This is a genomic window from Rhodoluna miladensis (SeqCode) (assembly GCF_965234705.1).
Taxonomy (GTDB): Bacteria; Actinomycetota; Actinomycetes; order Actinomycetales; family Microbacteriaceae; genus Rhodoluna; species Rhodoluna miladensis.
Window position 1 is genome coordinate 937,839 of the sequence record NZ_OZ248465.1, and the last position, 16,509, is coordinate 954,347.

Here is a 16,509-nt window from a genome sequence, read left to right on the forward strand (position 1 = left end):
CCTTACACCTCTAGAAGTTCGGCTTCTTTGCGCTTTAGGGCGTCGTCGATGGCATCTACATGATTCTTGGTCAAAGTGTCTAAGTCTTTTTCTGCGCGGGCAAGCTCATCGTCGCCGACGTGGCCGTCTTTTTTCAGTGCGTCAAGCTCTTCGTTTCCTTTGCGCCTGATGTTGCGCAGTGAAACGCGGTGGTCCTCAGCTTTAGTCTTAACAAGCTTCACGTACTCTTTGCGACGCTCTTCAGTCAGATCCGGAAGGGTGACGCGGATGATTGTTCCATCGTTATTTGGAGTCGCACCCAGGTTTGGAACATCCTTCACGGCCTTTTCGATTGCTGCCAAGGCCCCTTTGTCGTAAGGAGTAATGACAATTGTTCGGGCCTCTGGGTTTTGAAGTGATGCTAGCTGCGCGAGTGGAGTTCCCGTGCCGTAGTAGTCGACCATGATCTTCTGAAACATCTGCGGGTTGGCGCGTCCGGTGCGAACGGTGGCGAAGTCTTCCTTGGCAGATTCGACGGCTTTGCCCATCTTTTCTGCTGCTGTCTTTAGGATTTCGTCAATCATTTGGTGCTCACTTTCCTTTCAATCAAAAACTTTAGGCGGTGACCGTGGTGCCGATCTTCTTGCCCTTGATGGCGTCGGTTACGTTGCCTTTACCCTGCATTCCGAATACGCGCATCGGCATCTTGTTGTCCATGCACAACGAGAAAGCGGTTGCGTCCACGACCTTTAGACCCTGGACCAGTGCTTCCTGGTAGGTGAGCTTTTCAAGCTTTTTGGCATCGGAGTTCTTCTTTGGATCCGAGGAATAAACACCGTCAACACCGTTCTTAGCTACCAGAACTTCGTCAGCCTTGATCTCGAGTGCACGCTGGGCGGCGACGGTGTCAGTTGAGAAATAAGGTAGCCCAGCACCAGCACCGAAGATTACAACTCTTCCTTTTTCAAGGTGGCGAATTGCACGAAGAGGAATGTAGGGCTCAGTGACTTGCGCCATGGTGATTGCTGACTGAACTCGAACACTAACTCCGGCTTGTTCAAGAAAGTCCTGAAGCGCTAGAGCATTCATAACGGTTCCGAGCATTCCCATGTAGTCGGCACGACTGCGCTCCATACCGCGCTGGGACAATTCCGCTCCGCGGAAGAAGTTTCCTCCACCAACAACGATTGCGACTTCGGCTGATTTGGATCCTTCAGCAATTTCTTTTGCTAGTTCGGCAACCACATCTGGATTTACCCCAACGGTTCCACCACCAAAGGCTTCTCCCGATAGTTTCAACAAAACTCTGCGTCGTTTTTGCGGCACGGGACTTCCTCCAAATGGTTTAGCTCTAGTCTAGGCGGGCAAAGAAAAAGACCCGGCCCCAAAGGGCCGAGTCTTTTTGTCTTTCAAGTTTTCTAAGCTCCAACGCGGAAGCGCACGAAGGCCGAAACCTTGGTGCTTGCTTGGTCTAGGACTTTCTGGACGCTTAGCTTGTTGTCCTTGGCGAAGTCCTGCTCGAGCAAAACGTTCTCCTTGAAGTAGCCGTTGACGCGACCTTCCACAATCTTTGGAAGTGCGGCTTCTGGTTTGCCTTCGTTCTTGGCGGTTTCTTCAGCGATGCGACGCTCGGTCTCAACTGTCTCAGCTGAGATCTCGTCGCGGCTTAGAACTGATGGGCTAAAAGCTGCGATGTGAACTGCAACATCGTGAGCTGTTTCAGCGTTTCCATCGAATGCCACCAAAACTCCAACCTGAGGAGGGAGATCCTTCGAGGTGCGGTGAAGGTAAGCATCAACTGCTACATCGGAGATAACTCCTACGCGACGAAGTTCTGCCTTCTCGCCGAGCACTGCTGCCTCGTCGTTGATTGCATCCGAAACGGTCTTGCCCTTTAGTGGAGCAGCAAGAGCTGAGCCTAGATCCTTGGCACCGGCGGCAACAATTGCGTCAGCAATTTCTTCGCCGAGAGCGACGAATCTTTCGGCCTTTGCAACAAAGTCAGTCTCGCAAGCAAGCTCGATCAGGTAGCCGGTTCCACCGGATACTCGAGCAACGATTAGACCGTTGCTTGTTGAGCGACCCTCGCGCTTGGAAACACCTTTTAGGCCCTTGAGACGCAAAACCTCAAATGCCTTTTCGACGTTGCCATCGGCTTCATCCAGTGCTGACTTGCAGTCCATCATTCCAGCGCCGGATTTCTCGCGAAGCGCCTTTACGTCTGCTGCTGTGTAGTTAGCCATGAATTACGCCTGCTTCTCTTCGGTAGCTTCCTTGCCCTGCTCTAGAAGCTCGCGCTCCCATTCAGCAAGTGGCTCTGCTTGAGCTTCTGGCTTTGAGTGACGAGCAATCAAACCTTCTGCAACCGCGTCAGCAATGATGCGAGTTAGTAGCTGGATTGAACGAATTGCGTCGTCGTTTCCAGGGATACCAAACTGAACGTCGTCTGGATCACAGTTGGTGTCCAAGATTCCAATTACTGGGATTCCAAGCTTTCTTGCCTCTGTGATTGCAAGGTGCTCCTTGTTGGTGTCAACAACCCAGATGATCGAAGGGGTCTTGGTGACGTTTCTGATTCCACCGAGGGACTTTTCTAGCTTGTCTCTCTCGCGACGAAGGATAAGAAGTTCCTTCTTAGTTAAGCCTGACTTTGCTGAGTCAGCGAAGTCCATGGTCTCAAGTTCCTTGAGACGGGCAAGACGCTTGCTCACAGTCTGGAAGTTAGTTAGTAGTCCGCCAAGCCATCTCTGGTTGATGTAGGACTGGCCAACGCGAAGAGCTTCAGTTGCGATTGCTTCCTGAGCCTGCTTCTTGGTACCAACGAAAAGAACTGAACCGCCGGCTGCGACGGTGTCCTTTACGAACTGGTAGGCGTTGTCGATCATCGCAAGTGATTGCTGCAGATCGATGATGTAGATACCAGAACGGTCGGTAAGGATGTATCTTTTCATCTTCGGGTTCCAGCGTCTGGTCTGGTGTCCGAAGTGAACGCCGCTATCTAGCAGCTGTCTGGTGGTTACGACTGACATAGAGTCGAACTTCCTTTCGGCGCAACAAGTGCGCCCACTCAGTTAATGGTTGTTGGCGGTTGCCAATAACCCCTGGTGCCGGATTTTTTCCACAAGCCCGTTAGGGCCACTGAGTGGAAACCATCTTGGTCGGCACGCGAAGTCGACATTTTCAAAATCAATGATTTTTAGCGAGAATGCCGCTAACACAAAGCATACCAGCAGCAAGCTGTGCCCAAAAGCCCCGAATTTTCCACAACCTAATGCGGAATTGCCCAGACAGTGCCTATTCGGGGCAGATTTGAAAGGTGATTGAACCGGATCGAATAAGCCTTCTGCAACTGGCTAGTTTTTTAGCGGTGGCCCTTTCCTGGGAACTTCCAGCTCCAAGCCTTGGTGCCGAAAAAACCATGGATAGCCCACTGGTGGGCTCGACTGTAGTTCGCGAATACCGCCAATCGGAAACTCCCTACTCCGCTGGTCATCGCGGAATCGACTACGAGGCAACTTTGGGCCAGGCAGTGTTTGCCCCGGCGGATGGAAAAGTTCACTTCGTTGGAGAAGTTGTAAACCGACAGTTGATTTCACTAGATCATGGCCAAGAAATTCTCAGCGCATTCGAACCAGTTTGCTCACAACTTACCGAAGGGGATTCCGTGGTTTCGGGACAGCTAATTGGAGAAGTGTGTGAAGGGCAAGCAACCTACGACCCGCACTGTCAGCCAAGTATTTGCCTGCATTTTTCTGTAAGAAAAAACGGCGAATACTTATCGCCGCTCTGGTTTACCGGTGAGCTGACCCCTTCCAGGCTTCTGCCTTGGATTGAACCAACTACGCCCTCGGATGAGCTTTGAGATAACCCTGCTTTAGGCGATCAACAGAAACGTGGGTGTAAATCTGAGTGGTAGCCAAAGATGAATGTCCAAGAAGTTCTTGCACTGCCCTTAGGTCAGCTCCCCCATCAAGTAAGTGGGTAGCTGCTGAGTGCCTAAGTGCATGAGGGCCTGCTTGACCAACCGCAGTTTCACTAAGCAAGGATGCAACCAGCGCGTATACCTGTCGAACACCGATTCTCTTGCCACGCGAGGAGATAAGTAGTGCGCTTTGGCTTACCTCATTCTCAAACTGCATGCGGCCAGTTCTAATCCAGTGCGCAAGGGCGTCGCTTGCAGGATCACTGTAGGGAACCATGCGCTGCTTGTTTCCTTTTCCGGTCACCCGAAGAATCTTTCTGCCGTAGTCAATATCTTCAAGATTTAGACCAACAAGTTCACTAACTCGAATACCGCTTCCGTACAGGAGCTCGACTATGAGCAGGTCTTGCATGGCGGCTGGATTATCAACTGTTGCAAGAGGTTCGAGCTTGTCAAAAATTCCAGACATCGCCTCTCTAGATACAACCTTAGGCAAGGTTCGTGAAGCTTTTGGTGAGCGAAGCTTGAGCCCTGGATCTAAGTCAAGTTTTCCATTTTTGTGTAGCCAGGCTGTGAAGGCTCTAACCGCAGCAGATTTTCTAGCGAGGGTAGTTTTTGTCAGACCCTTTTCACTTGCTCTCCAGAGCCAATCGCGAAGTAGCTCTAAATCCAAATCGCTAACTTCGGTTTGAGCTTTACTTTCCATAAAGCCCTGCAGATCTGAAACGTCAGAGAGGTATGCCTTCACGGTGTTTGAAGAAAAGCCCTTCCCAACGGTTAGCTCAGCAGCAAACTCTTCGAGTAGGTAGGTAAGCTCAGAAGGCATATTTCAAAGCGTAATGTACCTCTCCTTTGGAACTGCGATTCTCAATCACTTTGTCTTGCGCAGTCAGTTCGCGAAGTGCCAATTCAGATTCAGAGAATGTAAGCCCTGCTAGCTTTGCAACCTCCGGTAGCGAAGGAAAACCACTTTCTCGGATGGCATCTTGTGCCCTTTTGGCAAGTGCACTTTCAATTTGTTGGTTTGGAATCCTTAGTGAACCGGTGGCAAAGTACTTCAGATCACACAGAATTTGAGCTTTGCTATCCGCAATTAGTGCATTGGTTCCAAGAGATGTTCCAGAAAGCACTGAACCCGGCACCGCATAGAGTTCACGAGATAGTTCAAGAGCGTTGTTCGCAGTTCGAATTGATCCTGATCTGATTCCCGCCTCAATCACAACCGTCGTTGGTGTCAGTGCAGCAATAAGTCGATTGCGCTGCAAGAATCTCCAACGAGTTGGAGCCACCCCCGGTGGCATTTCACTTAGCAATAAGCCATGGTCTGTGACCTGCTTGAAAAGTTTGAAATTGGCACTGGGGTACTTTCTATCCATTCCTCCGGCCATCACCGCCACAGAAGGAAGTTTCTGCTCGATACTCGAAAGATGAACCTGTGCATCAATTCCTAATGCGCCTCCAGAAACTGTTGGACGGGCAACTTGTGCAAGCTCTCTAACCAAGAAAGAAGTGACCTGCAAACCATAAGAAGAAGCCAGCCTCGAGCCAACAATCGAGACGGCTTGAGAAAGCTTCGTCAGCGTTTCTGGGTCCCCCTCGACGAAAAGTATGGAAGGAGCTGAATCTTGCAGGTCATCCAAACCAGCCGGCCAGTTTGCATCCTCGGCAGTCACCAGTTTTAGCTTCAGCGCAGCGCTTTGAAAAAACAAATGTTCCAACCGAGACTTTGATAATCGCGGTAGCCACCTTTGCCTTGAGTCAGCGAGTGTGCCCTCCAAATCCCCAAAGCTCTGCCGGCAGGAATCTAGCTGGCCCCGCTGTTGCAGGGCTTGCACTACCGATCTAGTTTCTAGTCCATCAATCAATAGCTCAACTAGAGCAAGCTTCCCAAGGCTCCTAGCCAGCGCTCCGGCCATTCGATCGCCTGGTTCAGTAATCATGGCGATGCAGCCAGCTGAAGCAAGTTCAAGGGCGCGATCTTTGGAGTATTCGGACTTTTGGAAAGGGTGAGTAAGAAAATCAAGTTCTTGGTCGGTAAGGATTTGGGGTTTGGCCATGCCAAAACTCTGTCAAGAATGTGAATTGGTTGGAGCAAGAAATCTAAATGTGTGTAAAACCTATTCGCCTACGGCTAGTTCTTTTGGAAGTTCGTAAGCCTTGCCCGAGAGTTCTTCGACGTTGACGTCCTTGAAGGTGAGCACTCGAACCGACTGCACGAATCGATCCGTGCGGTAGATATCCCAAACCCAAACATCTGACATGTTCAGCTCGAAGTAGAAATCAGTGGAAGTGTCAATGCGCTTAAGCTCGACCTCATTCGCGAGGTAGAACCTGCGCTCAGTCTCGATGACATATTTGAAGGTGCCAACGACGTCCCGATACTCGCGATAAAGCGCGACTTCGGCTTGTCTGTCGTAGTCCTCGAACTCGTTCTCTTCCATAACTTTGTCTAGTCTATTCCCGCTCTAGGCAAGAATCCTAGTCAGCCAAGTCAATCGGTGGATAGCTGAAGGGCCGTGGGTTCTAAGGGCTTGAATGTGGGCTGCCGAGGCATATCCCTTGTGTCCAGCAAAGCCATATTCTGGATATTTGCCATCGAAAGCTTCCATGAGCGCATCTCTTTTCACTTTTGCCAAGACCGCTGCAGCCGCAACCGAAACGCAAGTGGTATCAGCTTTGACCTGAAGATCAACTTCTAAACCGGCGGCTTGTTTCCCAAGCCAGTTTTGTGAACCGTCTAGCAAAATCACAGCGCCTTCCGAGGCTAACTTGGAGCGCATGGAACCGGAAGCCAGTAACTCTGTGAGGGCTCTGGAGGCAGCGGAGCGAAGTGCTTCGCTGATTCCTGACTTATCAATTTCTTCGTTCGAAGAGTAACCGATTGCAAATCCGTCGACCCAATTCTCCAGCGGGTCGGTGATTTCAGCTCTGGATTTGGGTGTCATCAACTTTGAATCTTGAAGCTTCTCGGGCCAGGAGGTAATTGCTGGATTCAGTTTGTCGATCAGCGAGAGTCCAACCGCAACCGGGCCTGCGATAGCCCCTCGCCCAACTTCGTCAATGCCAATTACGAACCGGTTGCCCCGCTCGAATAGCCTCGACTCAGTTTGTAGGGTTGGGTATGTCTTTGTAGACATCAGGGTAGTTATCTAGCCACTTCCAGTTATCAACTGGCCAGCTAATAATGAATGCTCTTCCAACAACCCAGTCGTTCGAGACAAAGCCCTTGCTTGGCAAATCTGCGTGGAAGCGAGAATCTTCACTGTTGCCTCGGTTATCCCCGAGCACCCATAGCGAGTTTTCTGGAACGGTGACATCAAACTCAACGCTTGATGGTGTTTGACCTGGGGCGATGTACGGTTCGGTGATTGGGAGACCGTTAACAGTTATCAAGCCATTTGCGTCGCAGCAGATAACTTTGTCACCTTCCACGCCAATTACTCGCTTGACGAGGTGCTGCTTGCTATCAGGAGCGGTAATTCCAAATGCAGACAGGAACCAGTCCACGGCCATAACCACTGGGTCTGTTGGTTCCTCAACATTTGGACCAAGCCAGCCGCCTGGATCTTTGAACACAACGACGTCGCCACGCTCAATTGGATAAAGCGCTGGGGTTAGCTGATTGACGATGATGCGGTCATCGATCTGGAGGGTTTCAAGCATCGATCCTGAGGGAATAAAAAATGATCGAATCAGGAAGGTTTTTATCAGTAGCGATAAAACAAGGGAAGCGCCGAGAACTACAACGAGATCAATAATAAAAGCAACAAAGAAGTTCTTGCGGGCGCGACGAAACTTACGTCTTCTGTCGCTGTTTTTTCTTCTTGGTCGAAGATTCGCTCTAGGATCCTGCTGGTCGCTCACGTGTCAGTGCGCTTTGCTAGGGGATCTAAACGTTTTCGCGCTTTTCGCGAATCTTTGCCTTCTTGCCTCGAAGATCGCGCAAGAAGTAAAGCTTCGCACGGCGGACCTGGCCGCGTGAGACTAGCTCGATCTTGTCGATAACTGGAGAGTGAAGTGGGAAAGTTCTTTCAACACCAACCTGGAAGGTCACTTTTCTAACAGTAAAGGTCTCGCGGATGCCCTCGCCGGAACGACGAGTTACGATGCCCTGGAAAACCTGGATACGGGAACGGTTTCCCTCAACGATGTTTACGTGAACCTTAACGGTGTCACCGGCGCGAAACTCGACAATGTCGGTCTTTAGTGAAGGCCTGTCTACTGAATCTAGAATGTGCATTTTGTGTCGCTTCCTGTTTTTCGCACGCAGGTCAAAAACATAATTTTCATAAATTGGTGTTTTTCCTTTTCGCCTTGTCTCCCCTGCGGCAGAGTCCATTACTGGAGGCGAAGTACCTATATTGCCACAGTTTGGTGCCTCGTGGCAACCGCTTAGTCCAGTAGCTCTGGCCTTACCTGCTGGGTGCGCTCTAGAGCCTTGGCTTTGCGCCACTTTGCTATCTCAGCGTGATTGCCACCAAGAAGAACCTCGGGGACCTCGAGTCCTCTCCAAGTGGAAGGTTTGGTGTAACTCGGGTACTCAAGCAGTCCATCAGAGTGTGATTCTTCGGTCAATGAATCGGCGTTGCCGATAACTCCAGGAATCAATCTTGCAATTGCCTCGATCATGGCAACGGCTGCAACCTCACCGCCGTTCAAGACATAATCGCCCAAGCTAACGAGGCGAACTTTGGCCTTTGATGTTGCGTAGTCAACCACTCGCTGATCAATGCCTTCGTATCTGCCGCAGGCAAAAACTAAGTGCTTAGCTTTGGAAAGCTCTTGCGCGGTTGCCTGCTTGAATAGCTCTCCGGCAGGAGAAGGAAAAATCACGATGGTTTCAGCTGTCATAACCGAGTCCAAAGCCTGTCCCCAAGGCTCGGCCTTCATAAGCATTCCGGCTCCACCGCCGAAAGGTGTGTCGTCTACAGTGCGGTGCTTGTCATCGGTGAAATCACGCAGATCATGGATTTTTACTTCCAGTAGATCTTGGGCTTTGGCTTTACCGAGAAGAGATATGTCGAGCACGTCAAAAAACTGCGGGAAAATGCTGATGGCATCAATTCTCATCTTTGGCACTTCCTTCCAGATTCACTTCAAACAACCCCTCGGGCGGGGTCAGTGTTACCTGGCCTAATTCAACACTTACTTCGGGAACAATCTGCTTCACGAAAGGAACCAGCACTTCTCCATTGGCAGTGTCAATTGCCAAGATGTCCTGGGCCGGTAGGTGATCGACTCGAGCTACAATTCCAACTACCTCTGTGCCCACCAAAGCTTTCAAGCCAACCAGCTGGTGGTCGTACCAGGCCTCAGGCTCTTCAGGCAGAGCATCAATATCGGTTTCAATGAGCAAAATTGCCTTGATAAGAGTTTCGGCCTGAGATCGATCCTCTATTCCCTCAAGAAACAAAACCGGAGATTGGTTGTAGAAGCGGAGCTCTAGGACCTTGATTGTTTTGCCAAACCACTCAGAAGTTTCTGGAACTTGCAGTTCGAGTATCTGTCCTGGCTTGAAGCGCTGATCAGGGCTGTCGGTGTATAACTCGAGCTTGATGGCGCCTTTCAAACCGTGGGCTTTGACCAGTCGGCCAACCCGCAGTTTGGTTTTGCTAGAAATCGCTGTCCACCACATCAACGCGAATCTTCTTGCCATCGGCAAGAGCGTTGACGAGTGTGCGAAGAGCCTTTGCTGTTCTGCCGCTTCGCCCGATTACCCGACCCAGATCATCTGGGTGAACGTGAATCTCAAGAAGATCTCCTCTTGAAGTTGAACGTTCGGTGACTGAAGCATCGTCGGGATTATCGACGATGCCCTTCACTAGGTGCTCGAGCGCAGCGACCAACATCTTTTTGACTAAGCCTCTGGCTTTGCTTCTTCAGCTTCAGCTGCCGGTGCCTCTTCAGCAGCAGGAGCTGCTTCTTCGGCTGGAGCCTCAGCTGCTGGAGCTTCTGCTGGAGTCTCTACAACTTCTGCAACTGCTTCGGCTGCAGCTTCGGTAGCTTCAACTGCTGCTTCAGCTGCTGGAGCTTCTGCTGGAGCTTCGGTCTTTGCCTTCTTGGCAGCAAGTTCTTCCTTAGGAAGTAGAACAGCCTTCTTCTTGGTGTCTTTTTCGAAAACTGGTTTTGCAGGCTTAACCTGAACAGTGTTCTTTGCGTCCTTGTCACCCTTTGACTTCTGGAAATCTCCGGTGAGCTTTAGTAGAACGGCAACCTGCTCGGTTGGCTGAGCGCCAACGCCGAGCCAGTACAAAGCTCGCTCTGAGTTGACTTCAATGAAAGATGGGTTCTCGGTCGGAATGTAACGACCAATTTCTTCAATCACGCGACCGTCGCGGTGAGTTCTAGAGTCAGCGACAACGATTCGGTAGTGCGGCGTACGGAGTTTTCCGAGACGCTTTAGGCGGATTTTTACAGCCACAATGCTCCTGTTATTTGAATTGGGGCGAACAATCAACCGTGAGCGTGGGGGCACACTCGGTAGTCAAGCTCTATGGTTTTGTCTTTGTTGGTCCCTGGTTAGAGGGTCAGGTACCTAGACAACTTCCTTATTCTGCCAGAAATGGCCAAGGATAGCTAGTTGCCTATTCCAAAGGCAGATCCAGCGCCAGAGCCAGCAGGTTTGATGCCCAATTCCTTGGCGTTTAGCTCGGCAGCCCGCTTGGCAGGGTTTCCCGATTTGGAGCCACCCTTTTTCTTGTCCTTGGCTTTTTTGCGAGGTACTACCCCGCCGATGCCTGCCGGCATGCCCGGAACCTGAGGGGTTCCGCCCTTGGCAACGGTTTTCATCATTTTGGCAGCTTGTTCGAATCGGTTAACTAGCGAGTTCACATCCTGGACGGTCATTCCAGATCCCCTAGCAATTCGGGTTCTTCTGGATCCGTTTAGCACCTTGGGGTTGTTGCGCTCGACCGGGGTCATTGACTTGATGATGGCTTCGGTGCGGTCGATTTCTTTCTCATCGATGTTGTCGAGCTGCTGACGCATTTGACCGGCTCCGGGCATCATCGCCAACATGGATTTCAGCGATCCCATTTTGCGAAGCTGCTGCATCTGCTCCAAAAAGTCTTCAAGGGTAAATGTCTCCTTGGCAAGCTTTAGAGCCATTTCCTGAGCGGTGTCGTCATCGAATGCCTTCTGGGCTTGCTCGATGAGAGTTAGAACATCTCCCATATCCAGAATTCGAGAAGCCATGCGGTCTGGGTAGAACGGCTCGAAGGCATCAAGGCTTTCGCCAGTTGAACTAAAGATGATTGGTTTTCCAGTCACGGAAGCTACCGACAGCGCAGCTCCACCCCTGGCGTCACCATCGAGCTTGGATAACACAACGGCTGAAATTCCAACACCGTCTTCAAATGCCTTGGCTACGTTCACCGCATCTTGACCAAGCATCGAGTCAATGACAAACAACGTCTCATCAGGTTTAACGGCATCGCGTATCTTGGCTGCCTGCTGCATCATTTCTTGATCCACACCCAAGCGACCTGCGGTGTCAACGATTACAAAACTCAAGCCTTTGGACTTGGCGTGAGAAATTGAGTCCTTGGCTACTTTGACCGGATCGCCGGAACCGGAGCCAGCTTCTGGCGCGAATACCTCGACCGATATCTTTTCACCCAAGACGCGAAGCTGTTCAACGGCGTTTGGTCTTTGTAGGTCAGCTGCAACAAGAAGTGGCGTTTCCCCTTCGGAAACTAACCACTTGGCAAGCTTTCCAGCCAGCGTGGTCTTTCCTGAACCTTGAAGTCCCGCCAGCATGATCACCGTCGGTGCGGTTTTTCCGTAACGGAGTTTTCTTGGCTCGCCACCGAGAATCTTGATCAGTTCATCGTTCACGATTTGAACGACCTGTTGCGCAGGATTTAGTGCACTGGAGACTTCATCGCCAAGGGCTCGGTCGCGAACGGATTGGATGAAATTCTTCACTACCTCAAGGGCAACGTCGGCTTCTAGAAGTGCTTTGCGAATCTCCCGCAAGGTACCGTCGATGTCCGCCGGTGAGAGCCGACCTTTTCCGCGCAGGTTTCTGAAAGTCTCCGCGAGACGATCCGATAGATTTCCAAACACTTTTTCTTATCTCCTGTAAATAGGCTAAGCCACTAGCCCACTGGCGAATTCTTTGGGGTCAAAGAAAGCGAAGTCGTTGATACCCTCGCCGACCCCAACCAACTTGATCGGGATTCCAAGCTCACTTTGGATAGCAAATGCGATGCCGCCTTTGGCTGTTCCATCAAGCTTGGAGAGCACTATTCCGGTGACCTGGGCAACCTCGGCAAAGGCCTTGGCTTGAGCCAGTCCATTTTGCCCAGTGGTGGCATCAATTACCAAAAGCACTTCTGAAATCTCTGCACGCTTTTCAATTACCCGACGAATCTTGGATAGCTCATCCATCAGGTCAGTTTTGTTTTGCAGTCTTCCGGCGGTATCGATAATCACGATGTCAGCATTATCTGCAATTGCCGACTCAACCGCTTCGAATGCCACCGATGCTGGATCTTGTCCATCGGATTTAGGACCAATCAGTTTTGCTCCTGAACGCTCTGCCCAGGTTGCAAGTTGATTCACCGCTGCTGCTCTAAAGGTATCGGCGGCTCCAAGAACAACTGACCAGGAACCTTCAGTGAGCCACTTGGATAGCTTTCCAATTGTGGTTGTCTTGCCAGCACCGTTGACTCCAACGACTAGAAAAACGTAGGGCAGCTTCCCGCTCGAAAGGTTTAGTTCGCGGCTAGCTGTTGCAAGCTGGGTCTCAATTACTCGCGCAAGAATAAGTCTTAGTTCGGTATCTGTCGATGCGCCTTCTACCTTGGCTTGCTTTCTAACCTCGGCAACAATTTTCTCGGAGGCCGTTAAGCCAAAATCTGCCTGCAGCAAAATCTCTTCCAGACTCTCAAGATCACTCGAGTCAAACTTTGCTGTTGCAAATAGTGATCGGATGCCTCTTTTTGAGCTGCGAGGTGGCAAGGTGGCTGGCGTGAGGTTTTCATCAGAGCCAGGTCGATCCGAGTTTTGAGTGTTAACTTCTGGCTTGGTTGTGGTTTCCTCTTCGCGCTTTTTGCGCCAAAAGAAAATTGAAGACATTAGACGTCGGCCTTCTCACGCAGGCGCTGACCAACAACGGCTGAAATACCGTCGGCCTTCATCGAAACTCCGTAGAGAGCATCGGCTATTTCCATGGTGCGTTTCTGGTGGGTGATGATTATCAGCTGCGAGTTGATTCTCAAATCCTCGAATAAGGAAAGTAGTCGTCCTAGGTTGGCATCATCCAGAGCGGCCTCAACCTCGTCCATTACGTAGAACGGCGAAGGGCGCGCCTTAAATATCGATACCATCAGCGCCACCGCTGCAAGGGAGCGCTCTCCACCCGAAAGCAAAGACAATCTCTCGATCTTCTTTCCAGCCGGCTTCACGTTGACCTCAAGGCCCGTGGTCATAAGGTTGTCTGGATCGGTAAGGAAGATTGAACCGGTTCCACCTGGGAACAATACTGGGAACACCTTTTCGAAAGCCTTCTTGGTGTCCTGGAAAGCATCGTTGAAAATAACCTGCATCTTCTCGTCAAGATCACCGATGATCTTGATTAGGTCCTTGCGGGTTTCGGTTAGGTCCTGAAGTTGGTCGGTTAGGAATTTGTGCCTTTGCTCAAGGGCTGCAAACTCTTCTAGTGCCAATGGGTTTACTCGACCGAGTTTTTCAAGGAGCTTCTCAGCATCCTTGAGTCTTTGCATCTGTGTCTCGCGGTTGAAAACTTCTGGTTCTTTTTCTTCGTCGGAGCTTGGAATTAGCTGATCCGGTCCGTACTCAGACAAAAGAGTTGGTTCGTCCAGACCCAGTTCTTCCTGAGCGCGGGTCACGAGGTTTGCTAGGTTTAAGCGCTTCTCGTGGTTTTGAAGCTCGATGTCGTGAACAGATTGAGTTAGATCGGAAAGCTTCTGCTGGATGGAGGCGATATCACCACGAACCTTGGTTAGCTCCTGGAACTGATCGGTGCGCTCTTGATCCAAGCGAGTGTATTCGCTCTTGGCCTTGTTGGAGCTTTGCGAAACGTTCTCAATCAGTACAGGCAGCAGCTTCAATACTTCTTTAGCAGAGCGCAGCTGCGAGGTTCTTGACTTAGCCGAGGCAATGGCCTGTTCAACAGCTGCTCTGGATGAATCCAACTGATTAGTTAGGTTCTCGGATCTCTCGGTTTCAACCCGGAGACGCTCAGTGGCTGCGCCCAGCTCAACACGGATTTCTAGCTCCTTGGAGCGCTCTTTCTCGAGGGCTTCAACCAAACGATCACGATCAGATAGCTCTTGCTCTGGGCGACCTAGGTTTTCAAAATCACGCAGTCTCGACTTAGCATCTTCCAATTCCTGAAGTGCCAGGGAGATGGCTTGCTCGTTTGCATCGGCCACGGTAGTTAGACGGTCAAGCTCGCTCTGAAGGGCTTCAACCTGAACGCGAATACGTCCCAGCTGCTCCGCCTGGGATGCAAGCTTGGCATCTTGCTCGTTGAGTTCGGCAAGTGCCTGCTTGGCTGAGTTCTTGGAGGCAAGTTCGTTGGATTTTGCCTGAGCAAGCTCAGAAGAAATAGTTTCAATGCGTGCGCTGAGTCTGGACAAAGCTGCTTCGGCAGCATCACGCTCGGCAACTAATTCGACCTTGGAAGGTTTGCTCGATGAACCTCCTCGAAGTACTGCACGAGTAAGAACGTCACCCTGTTTGGTAATCACTTGGCGATCTTCGCCAGATGAGCGGAAGTAGTTTCTTGCCGCATCTAGATCGTCAACAATTACAACAGTTGAAAGAAGTTTTAGGATGCCATCCGGGGCACTGACAACTTCAGAAGCTAACTTAGCTCCTGCGATTTGGTTGCCTAGTGAAATCTCAGAGCGAATGTCAACATCAGCGATGATGATCTCAACTCGACCGCCGTCAGTGCGCTTTAGGTGCTCTAGTGCCGAAAGACCCGATTCCATATCCTCTGCCACGAGTGCATCGGCAAGTGAACCAAGTGCTGCAGCAATAGCCTGCTCAAAACCAGGCTCAATGCGCATGTGGTTTGCAACCAGTCCGCGAATTCCTCGAAGCTGAGCTTGAGTTAGAGAAGACGCTCCGTCTTTTTGTTCCAGGGTCAGATTTAGCGCAGAACGCTTTCCAGCCAGTGCATCTTTTTCACGCTCGGCTTCGTGAAGCTGATCGCGAAGCGATTCAATTCTTGAAGCTGCGTCTGAGACAGCCTTCTGAGCGGCTTCGTAGTTTGACTCTAAGTTGCTTGCGCTTGGTTGGTTTTGTGACAGAAGCGACTCGAGGTCTCGGTACTGCCTGGACTGCTCTTCGTGGCGCAATCTGGCCGCGGAGAGAATTTCTTGGTGACGAGTTTTTTCGTTGCGGAATGCTTCAAGCTTGCTTTCGGCAACTTTCACGTTGTTGGCAAATTCTGCTAGTTCAAGATCAAACTTTGAGATAAGTGAGTTTTGTTCCTGAGCCTTTGCATCAAACTGATCTAGAGCATCTCTTGCCACGTTTCGACTCTGCTCAGCAAGTCCTAGATCTTGGTTGAGGCGCACAACCTCTTTCTGCAGTCGAACCATTTCAGTTCTAGCTTTTTCGATATCTACAGTTATCGATGAGATATCGAATTTGCCTGGCTCCTGGCCATTGGATTCAAGAAGTGCAACTCGAGCGCTGGCTATGTTGGAGATCGAACGAATTCGCTCCTGCAAGGAATCAAAATCGAAAGAGACCTGGCGAGCGCGATCGAGCTTTTGGTTTAGCTCAGGAGATTCGAGCTGGGTCAAGCGCTTGGTGTTCTCGGCGAGCATCCCCTGAAGGATGTTCCGCTCGCTGCGGCGCGCTGATTCGCTTGTTGATGTAGTTTCTAGTGATCGCTGGATAACAACAATGTCGTTGGCAAGAATTCTAGATTTGGCGTCACGGGCTTGAGAGGCGATGTTCTGAGCTTCCCTAGCAATCTCGGCCTGAGCACCGAGAGGCTTTAGCTGTCGACGAACTTCACCGGCTAGATCGCTAAGTCTCGAAAGGTTAGCCTGCATAGCTTCGATCTTGCGCTCGGTTTTTTCCTTGCGACGGCGGTGCTTCAAGATACCTGCGGCTTCTTCAATGAAGCCGCGTCTTTCTTCAGGCGTGGCCCGCAAAACGTTATCTAGCTGACCCTGACCCACGATGACGTGCATCTCGCGGCCAAGTCCTGAGTCACTGAGCAGTTCTTGAACATCAAGTAGTCGACAGGGATCTCCATTGATTGCGTATTCTGACCCACCGCTTCTAAACAGTGTTCTCGAGATTGTGACTTCGGTGTAATCAATAGGTAAAGCACCATCGTTGTTATCGATAGTGAGTAATACTTCGGCGCGACCGAGAGGACCCTTGGTTGCGGTACCGGCGAAGATAACGTCTTCCATTTTTCCACCGCGAAGAGTCTTAGCTCCCTGCTCACCCATTACCCAGGCGAGTGCATCAACTACGTTGGATTTTCCTGAACCGTTTGGTCCCACCACACAAGTCACGCCTCGTTCGAATTGGAACGTGGTTGGCTGGGCGAAAGACTTAAATCCCTTTAGGGTGAGGCTCTTGAGATGCAAGCTGGGTCAACCCCTCCA

The 16,509-nt window shown here is 50.8% G+C and carries 16 protein-coding genes and 2 pseudogenes; 1 reads left to right on the plus strand and 17 read right to left on the minus strand.

The annotated features are described in order from the left end of the window. Positions 1–2: 2 nt before the first annotated feature. The 4 genes and pseudogenes from frr to rpsB form a co-directional block, all read right to left on the minus strand. Positions 3–563 carry a ribosome recycling factor gene (gene frr / locus AC8GDC_RS04665; protein ID WP_506557505.1) on the minus strand — a complete coding sequence of 187 codons (561 nt, stop codon included), beginning with the start codon at positions 561–563 and terminating at the stop codon, positions 3–5. A 31-nt stretch (positions 564–594) separates the two neighbouring features. Beyond that, positions 595–1,305, minus strand: coding sequence for a UMP kinase (gene pyrH, locus AC8GDC_RS04670; protein WP_506557506.1), 711 nt, complete (start codon positions 1,303–1,305; stop codon positions 595–597). Between the two features lie 92 nt (positions 1,306–1,397). Then, positions 1,398–2,222 carry a translation elongation factor Ts gene (gene tsf / locus AC8GDC_RS04675; protein WP_506557507.1) on the minus strand — a complete coding sequence of 275 codons (825 nt, stop codon included), beginning with the start codon at positions 2,220–2,222 and terminating at the stop codon, positions 1,398–1,400. 15 nt (positions 2,223–2,237) lie between these two features. Then, a pseudogene (gene rpsB / locus AC8GDC_RS04680) lies at positions 2,238–3,008 on the minus strand (30S ribosomal protein S2); the annotation flags it as partial. Positions 3,009–3,295: 287 nt separating this feature from the next. On the opposite strand from rpsB, the gene AC8GDC_RS04685 reads away from it, so the two are divergent. Then, on the plus strand, positions 3,296–3,841 hold the full coding sequence (locus tag AC8GDC_RS04685) for a M23 family metallopeptidase (protein WP_506557508.1): 546 nt from the start codon (positions 3,296–3,298) through the stop codon (positions 3,839–3,841). Here AC8GDC_RS04685 and AC8GDC_RS04690 read toward each other — a convergent pair. The 13 genes and pseudogenes from AC8GDC_RS04690 to smc form a co-directional block, all read right to left on the minus strand. Beyond that, positions 3,819–4,727, minus strand: a complete 909-nt coding sequence (locus AC8GDC_RS04690) for a tyrosine recombinase XerC (protein WP_506557509.1) — start codon at positions 4,725–4,727, stop codon at positions 3,819–3,821. The two genes, AC8GDC_RS04685 and AC8GDC_RS04690, sit on opposite strands and share 23 nt — an antisense overlap. After that, positions 4,717–5,958 (minus strand): DNA-processing protein DprA, encoded by a 1,242-nt coding sequence (locus AC8GDC_RS04695; RefSeq protein WP_506557510.1) that lies wholly within the window; start codon positions 5,956–5,958, stop codon positions 4,717–4,719. The genes AC8GDC_RS04690 and AC8GDC_RS04695 overlap by 11 nt, the downstream gene beginning before the upstream one ends. 60 nt (positions 5,959–6,018) lie before the next feature. Beyond that, positions 6,019–6,342, minus strand: coding sequence for a DUF2469 family protein (locus AC8GDC_RS04700; RefSeq protein ID WP_506557511.1), 324 nt, complete (start codon positions 6,340–6,342; stop codon positions 6,019–6,021). 24 nt (positions 6,343–6,366) lie between these two features. Beyond that, positions 6,367–7,038, minus strand: a complete 672-nt coding sequence (gene rnhB, locus AC8GDC_RS04705) for a ribonuclease HII (RefSeq protein WP_506557512.1) — start codon at positions 7,036–7,038, stop codon at positions 6,367–6,369. Further along, positions 7,004–7,765: a signal peptidase I gene (gene lepB / locus AC8GDC_RS04710; RefSeq protein WP_506557513.1), complete on the minus strand. Its 762-nt coding sequence runs from the start codon at positions 7,763–7,765 to the stop codon at positions 7,004–7,006. The genes rnhB and lepB overlap by 35 nt, the downstream gene beginning before the upstream one ends. Positions 7,766–7,790: 25 nt before the next feature. Further along, positions 7,791–8,141, minus strand: a complete 351-nt coding sequence (rplS, locus tag AC8GDC_RS04715) for a 50S ribosomal protein L19 (protein WP_506557514.1) — start codon at positions 8,139–8,141, stop codon at positions 7,791–7,793. Between the two features lie 152 nt (positions 8,142–8,293). Next, a complete protein-coding gene (trmD, locus tag AC8GDC_RS04720; protein ID WP_506557515.1) occupies positions 8,294–8,971 on the minus strand; it encodes a tRNA (guanosine(37)-N1)-methyltransferase TrmD in 678 nt (225 codons plus the stop codon). Then, entirely contained in the window at positions 8,961–9,557 is a 597-nt protein-coding gene (gene rimM / locus AC8GDC_RS04725) for a ribosome maturation factor RimM (protein WP_506557516.1), read from the minus strand. The genes trmD and rimM overlap by 11 nt, the downstream gene beginning before the upstream one ends. After that, entirely contained in the window at positions 9,514–9,750 is a 237-nt protein-coding gene (locus tag AC8GDC_RS04730) for an RNA-binding protein (protein ID WP_506557517.1), read from the minus strand. The genes rimM and AC8GDC_RS04730 overlap by 44 nt, the downstream gene beginning before the upstream one ends. Positions 9,751–9,911: 161 nt before the next feature. Further along, positions 9,912–10,322, minus strand: a pseudogene (gene rpsP, locus AC8GDC_RS04735) (30S ribosomal protein S16); the annotation flags it as partial. Positions 10,323–10,477: 155 nt separating this feature from the next. After that, positions 10,478–11,968, minus strand: a complete 1,491-nt coding sequence (gene ffh / locus AC8GDC_RS04740) for a signal recognition particle protein (RefSeq protein ID WP_506557518.1) — start codon at positions 11,966–11,968, stop codon at positions 10,478–10,480. 24 nt (positions 11,969–11,992) lie between these two features. Next, complete coding sequence (ftsY, locus tag AC8GDC_RS04745) at positions 11,993–12,982, minus strand: signal recognition particle-docking protein FtsY (protein ID WP_506557519.1); 990 nt, start codon at positions 12,980–12,982, stop codon at positions 11,993–11,995. Then, entirely contained in the window at positions 12,982–16,491 is a 3,510-nt protein-coding gene (gene smc / locus AC8GDC_RS04750) for a chromosome segregation protein SMC (RefSeq protein WP_506557520.1), read from the minus strand. Before smc ends, ftsY begins: the two co-directional genes overlap by 1 nt. Between the last annotated feature and the right edge of the window lie 18 nt (positions 16,492–16,509).

Excerpts from the sequence above, each read along its gene's own strand:
- rplS (WP_506557514.1), bottom strand. The coding sequence starts at position 8,141 with ATGCACATTCTAGATTCAGTAGACAGGCCTTCACTAAAGACCGACATT.
- AC8GDC_RS04695 (WP_506557510.1), bottom strand. The coding sequence starts at position 5,958 with ATGGCCAAACCCCAAATCCTTACCGACCAAGAACTTGATTTTCTTACT.
- ftsY (WP_506557519.1), bottom strand. The coding sequence starts at position 12,982 with ATGTCTTCAATTTTCTTTTGGCGCAAAAAGCGCGAAGAGGAAACCACA.
- rnhB (WP_506557512.1), bottom strand. The coding sequence starts at position 7,038 with ATGTCTACAAAGACATACCCAACCCTACAAACTGAGTCGAGGCTATTC.
- rimM (WP_506557516.1), bottom strand. The coding sequence starts at position 9,557 with ATGGCAAGAAGATTCGCGTTGATGTGGTGGACAGCGATTTCTAGCAAA.
- frr (WP_506557505.1), bottom strand. The coding sequence starts at position 563 with ATGATTGACGAAATCCTAAAGACAGCAGCAGAAAAGATGGGCAAAGCC.
- tsf (WP_506557507.1), bottom strand. The coding sequence starts at position 2,222 with ATGGCTAACTACACAGCAGCAGACGTAAAGGCGCTTCGCGAGAAATCC.
- AC8GDC_RS04730 (WP_506557517.1), bottom strand. The coding sequence starts at position 9,750 with ATGTTGGTCGCTGCGCTCGAGCACCTAGTGAAGGGCATCGTCGATAAT.
- AC8GDC_RS04700 (WP_506557511.1), bottom strand. The coding sequence starts at position 6,342 with ATGGAAGAGAACGAGTTCGAGGACTACGACAGACAAGCCGAAGTCGCG.
- AC8GDC_RS04690 (WP_506557509.1), bottom strand. The coding sequence starts at position 4,727 with ATGCCTTCTGAGCTTACCTACCTACTCGAAGAGTTTGCTGCTGAGCTA.
- trmD (WP_506557515.1), bottom strand. The coding sequence starts at position 8,971 with ATGAGAATTGATGCCATCAGCATTTTCCCGCAGTTTTTTGACGTGCTC.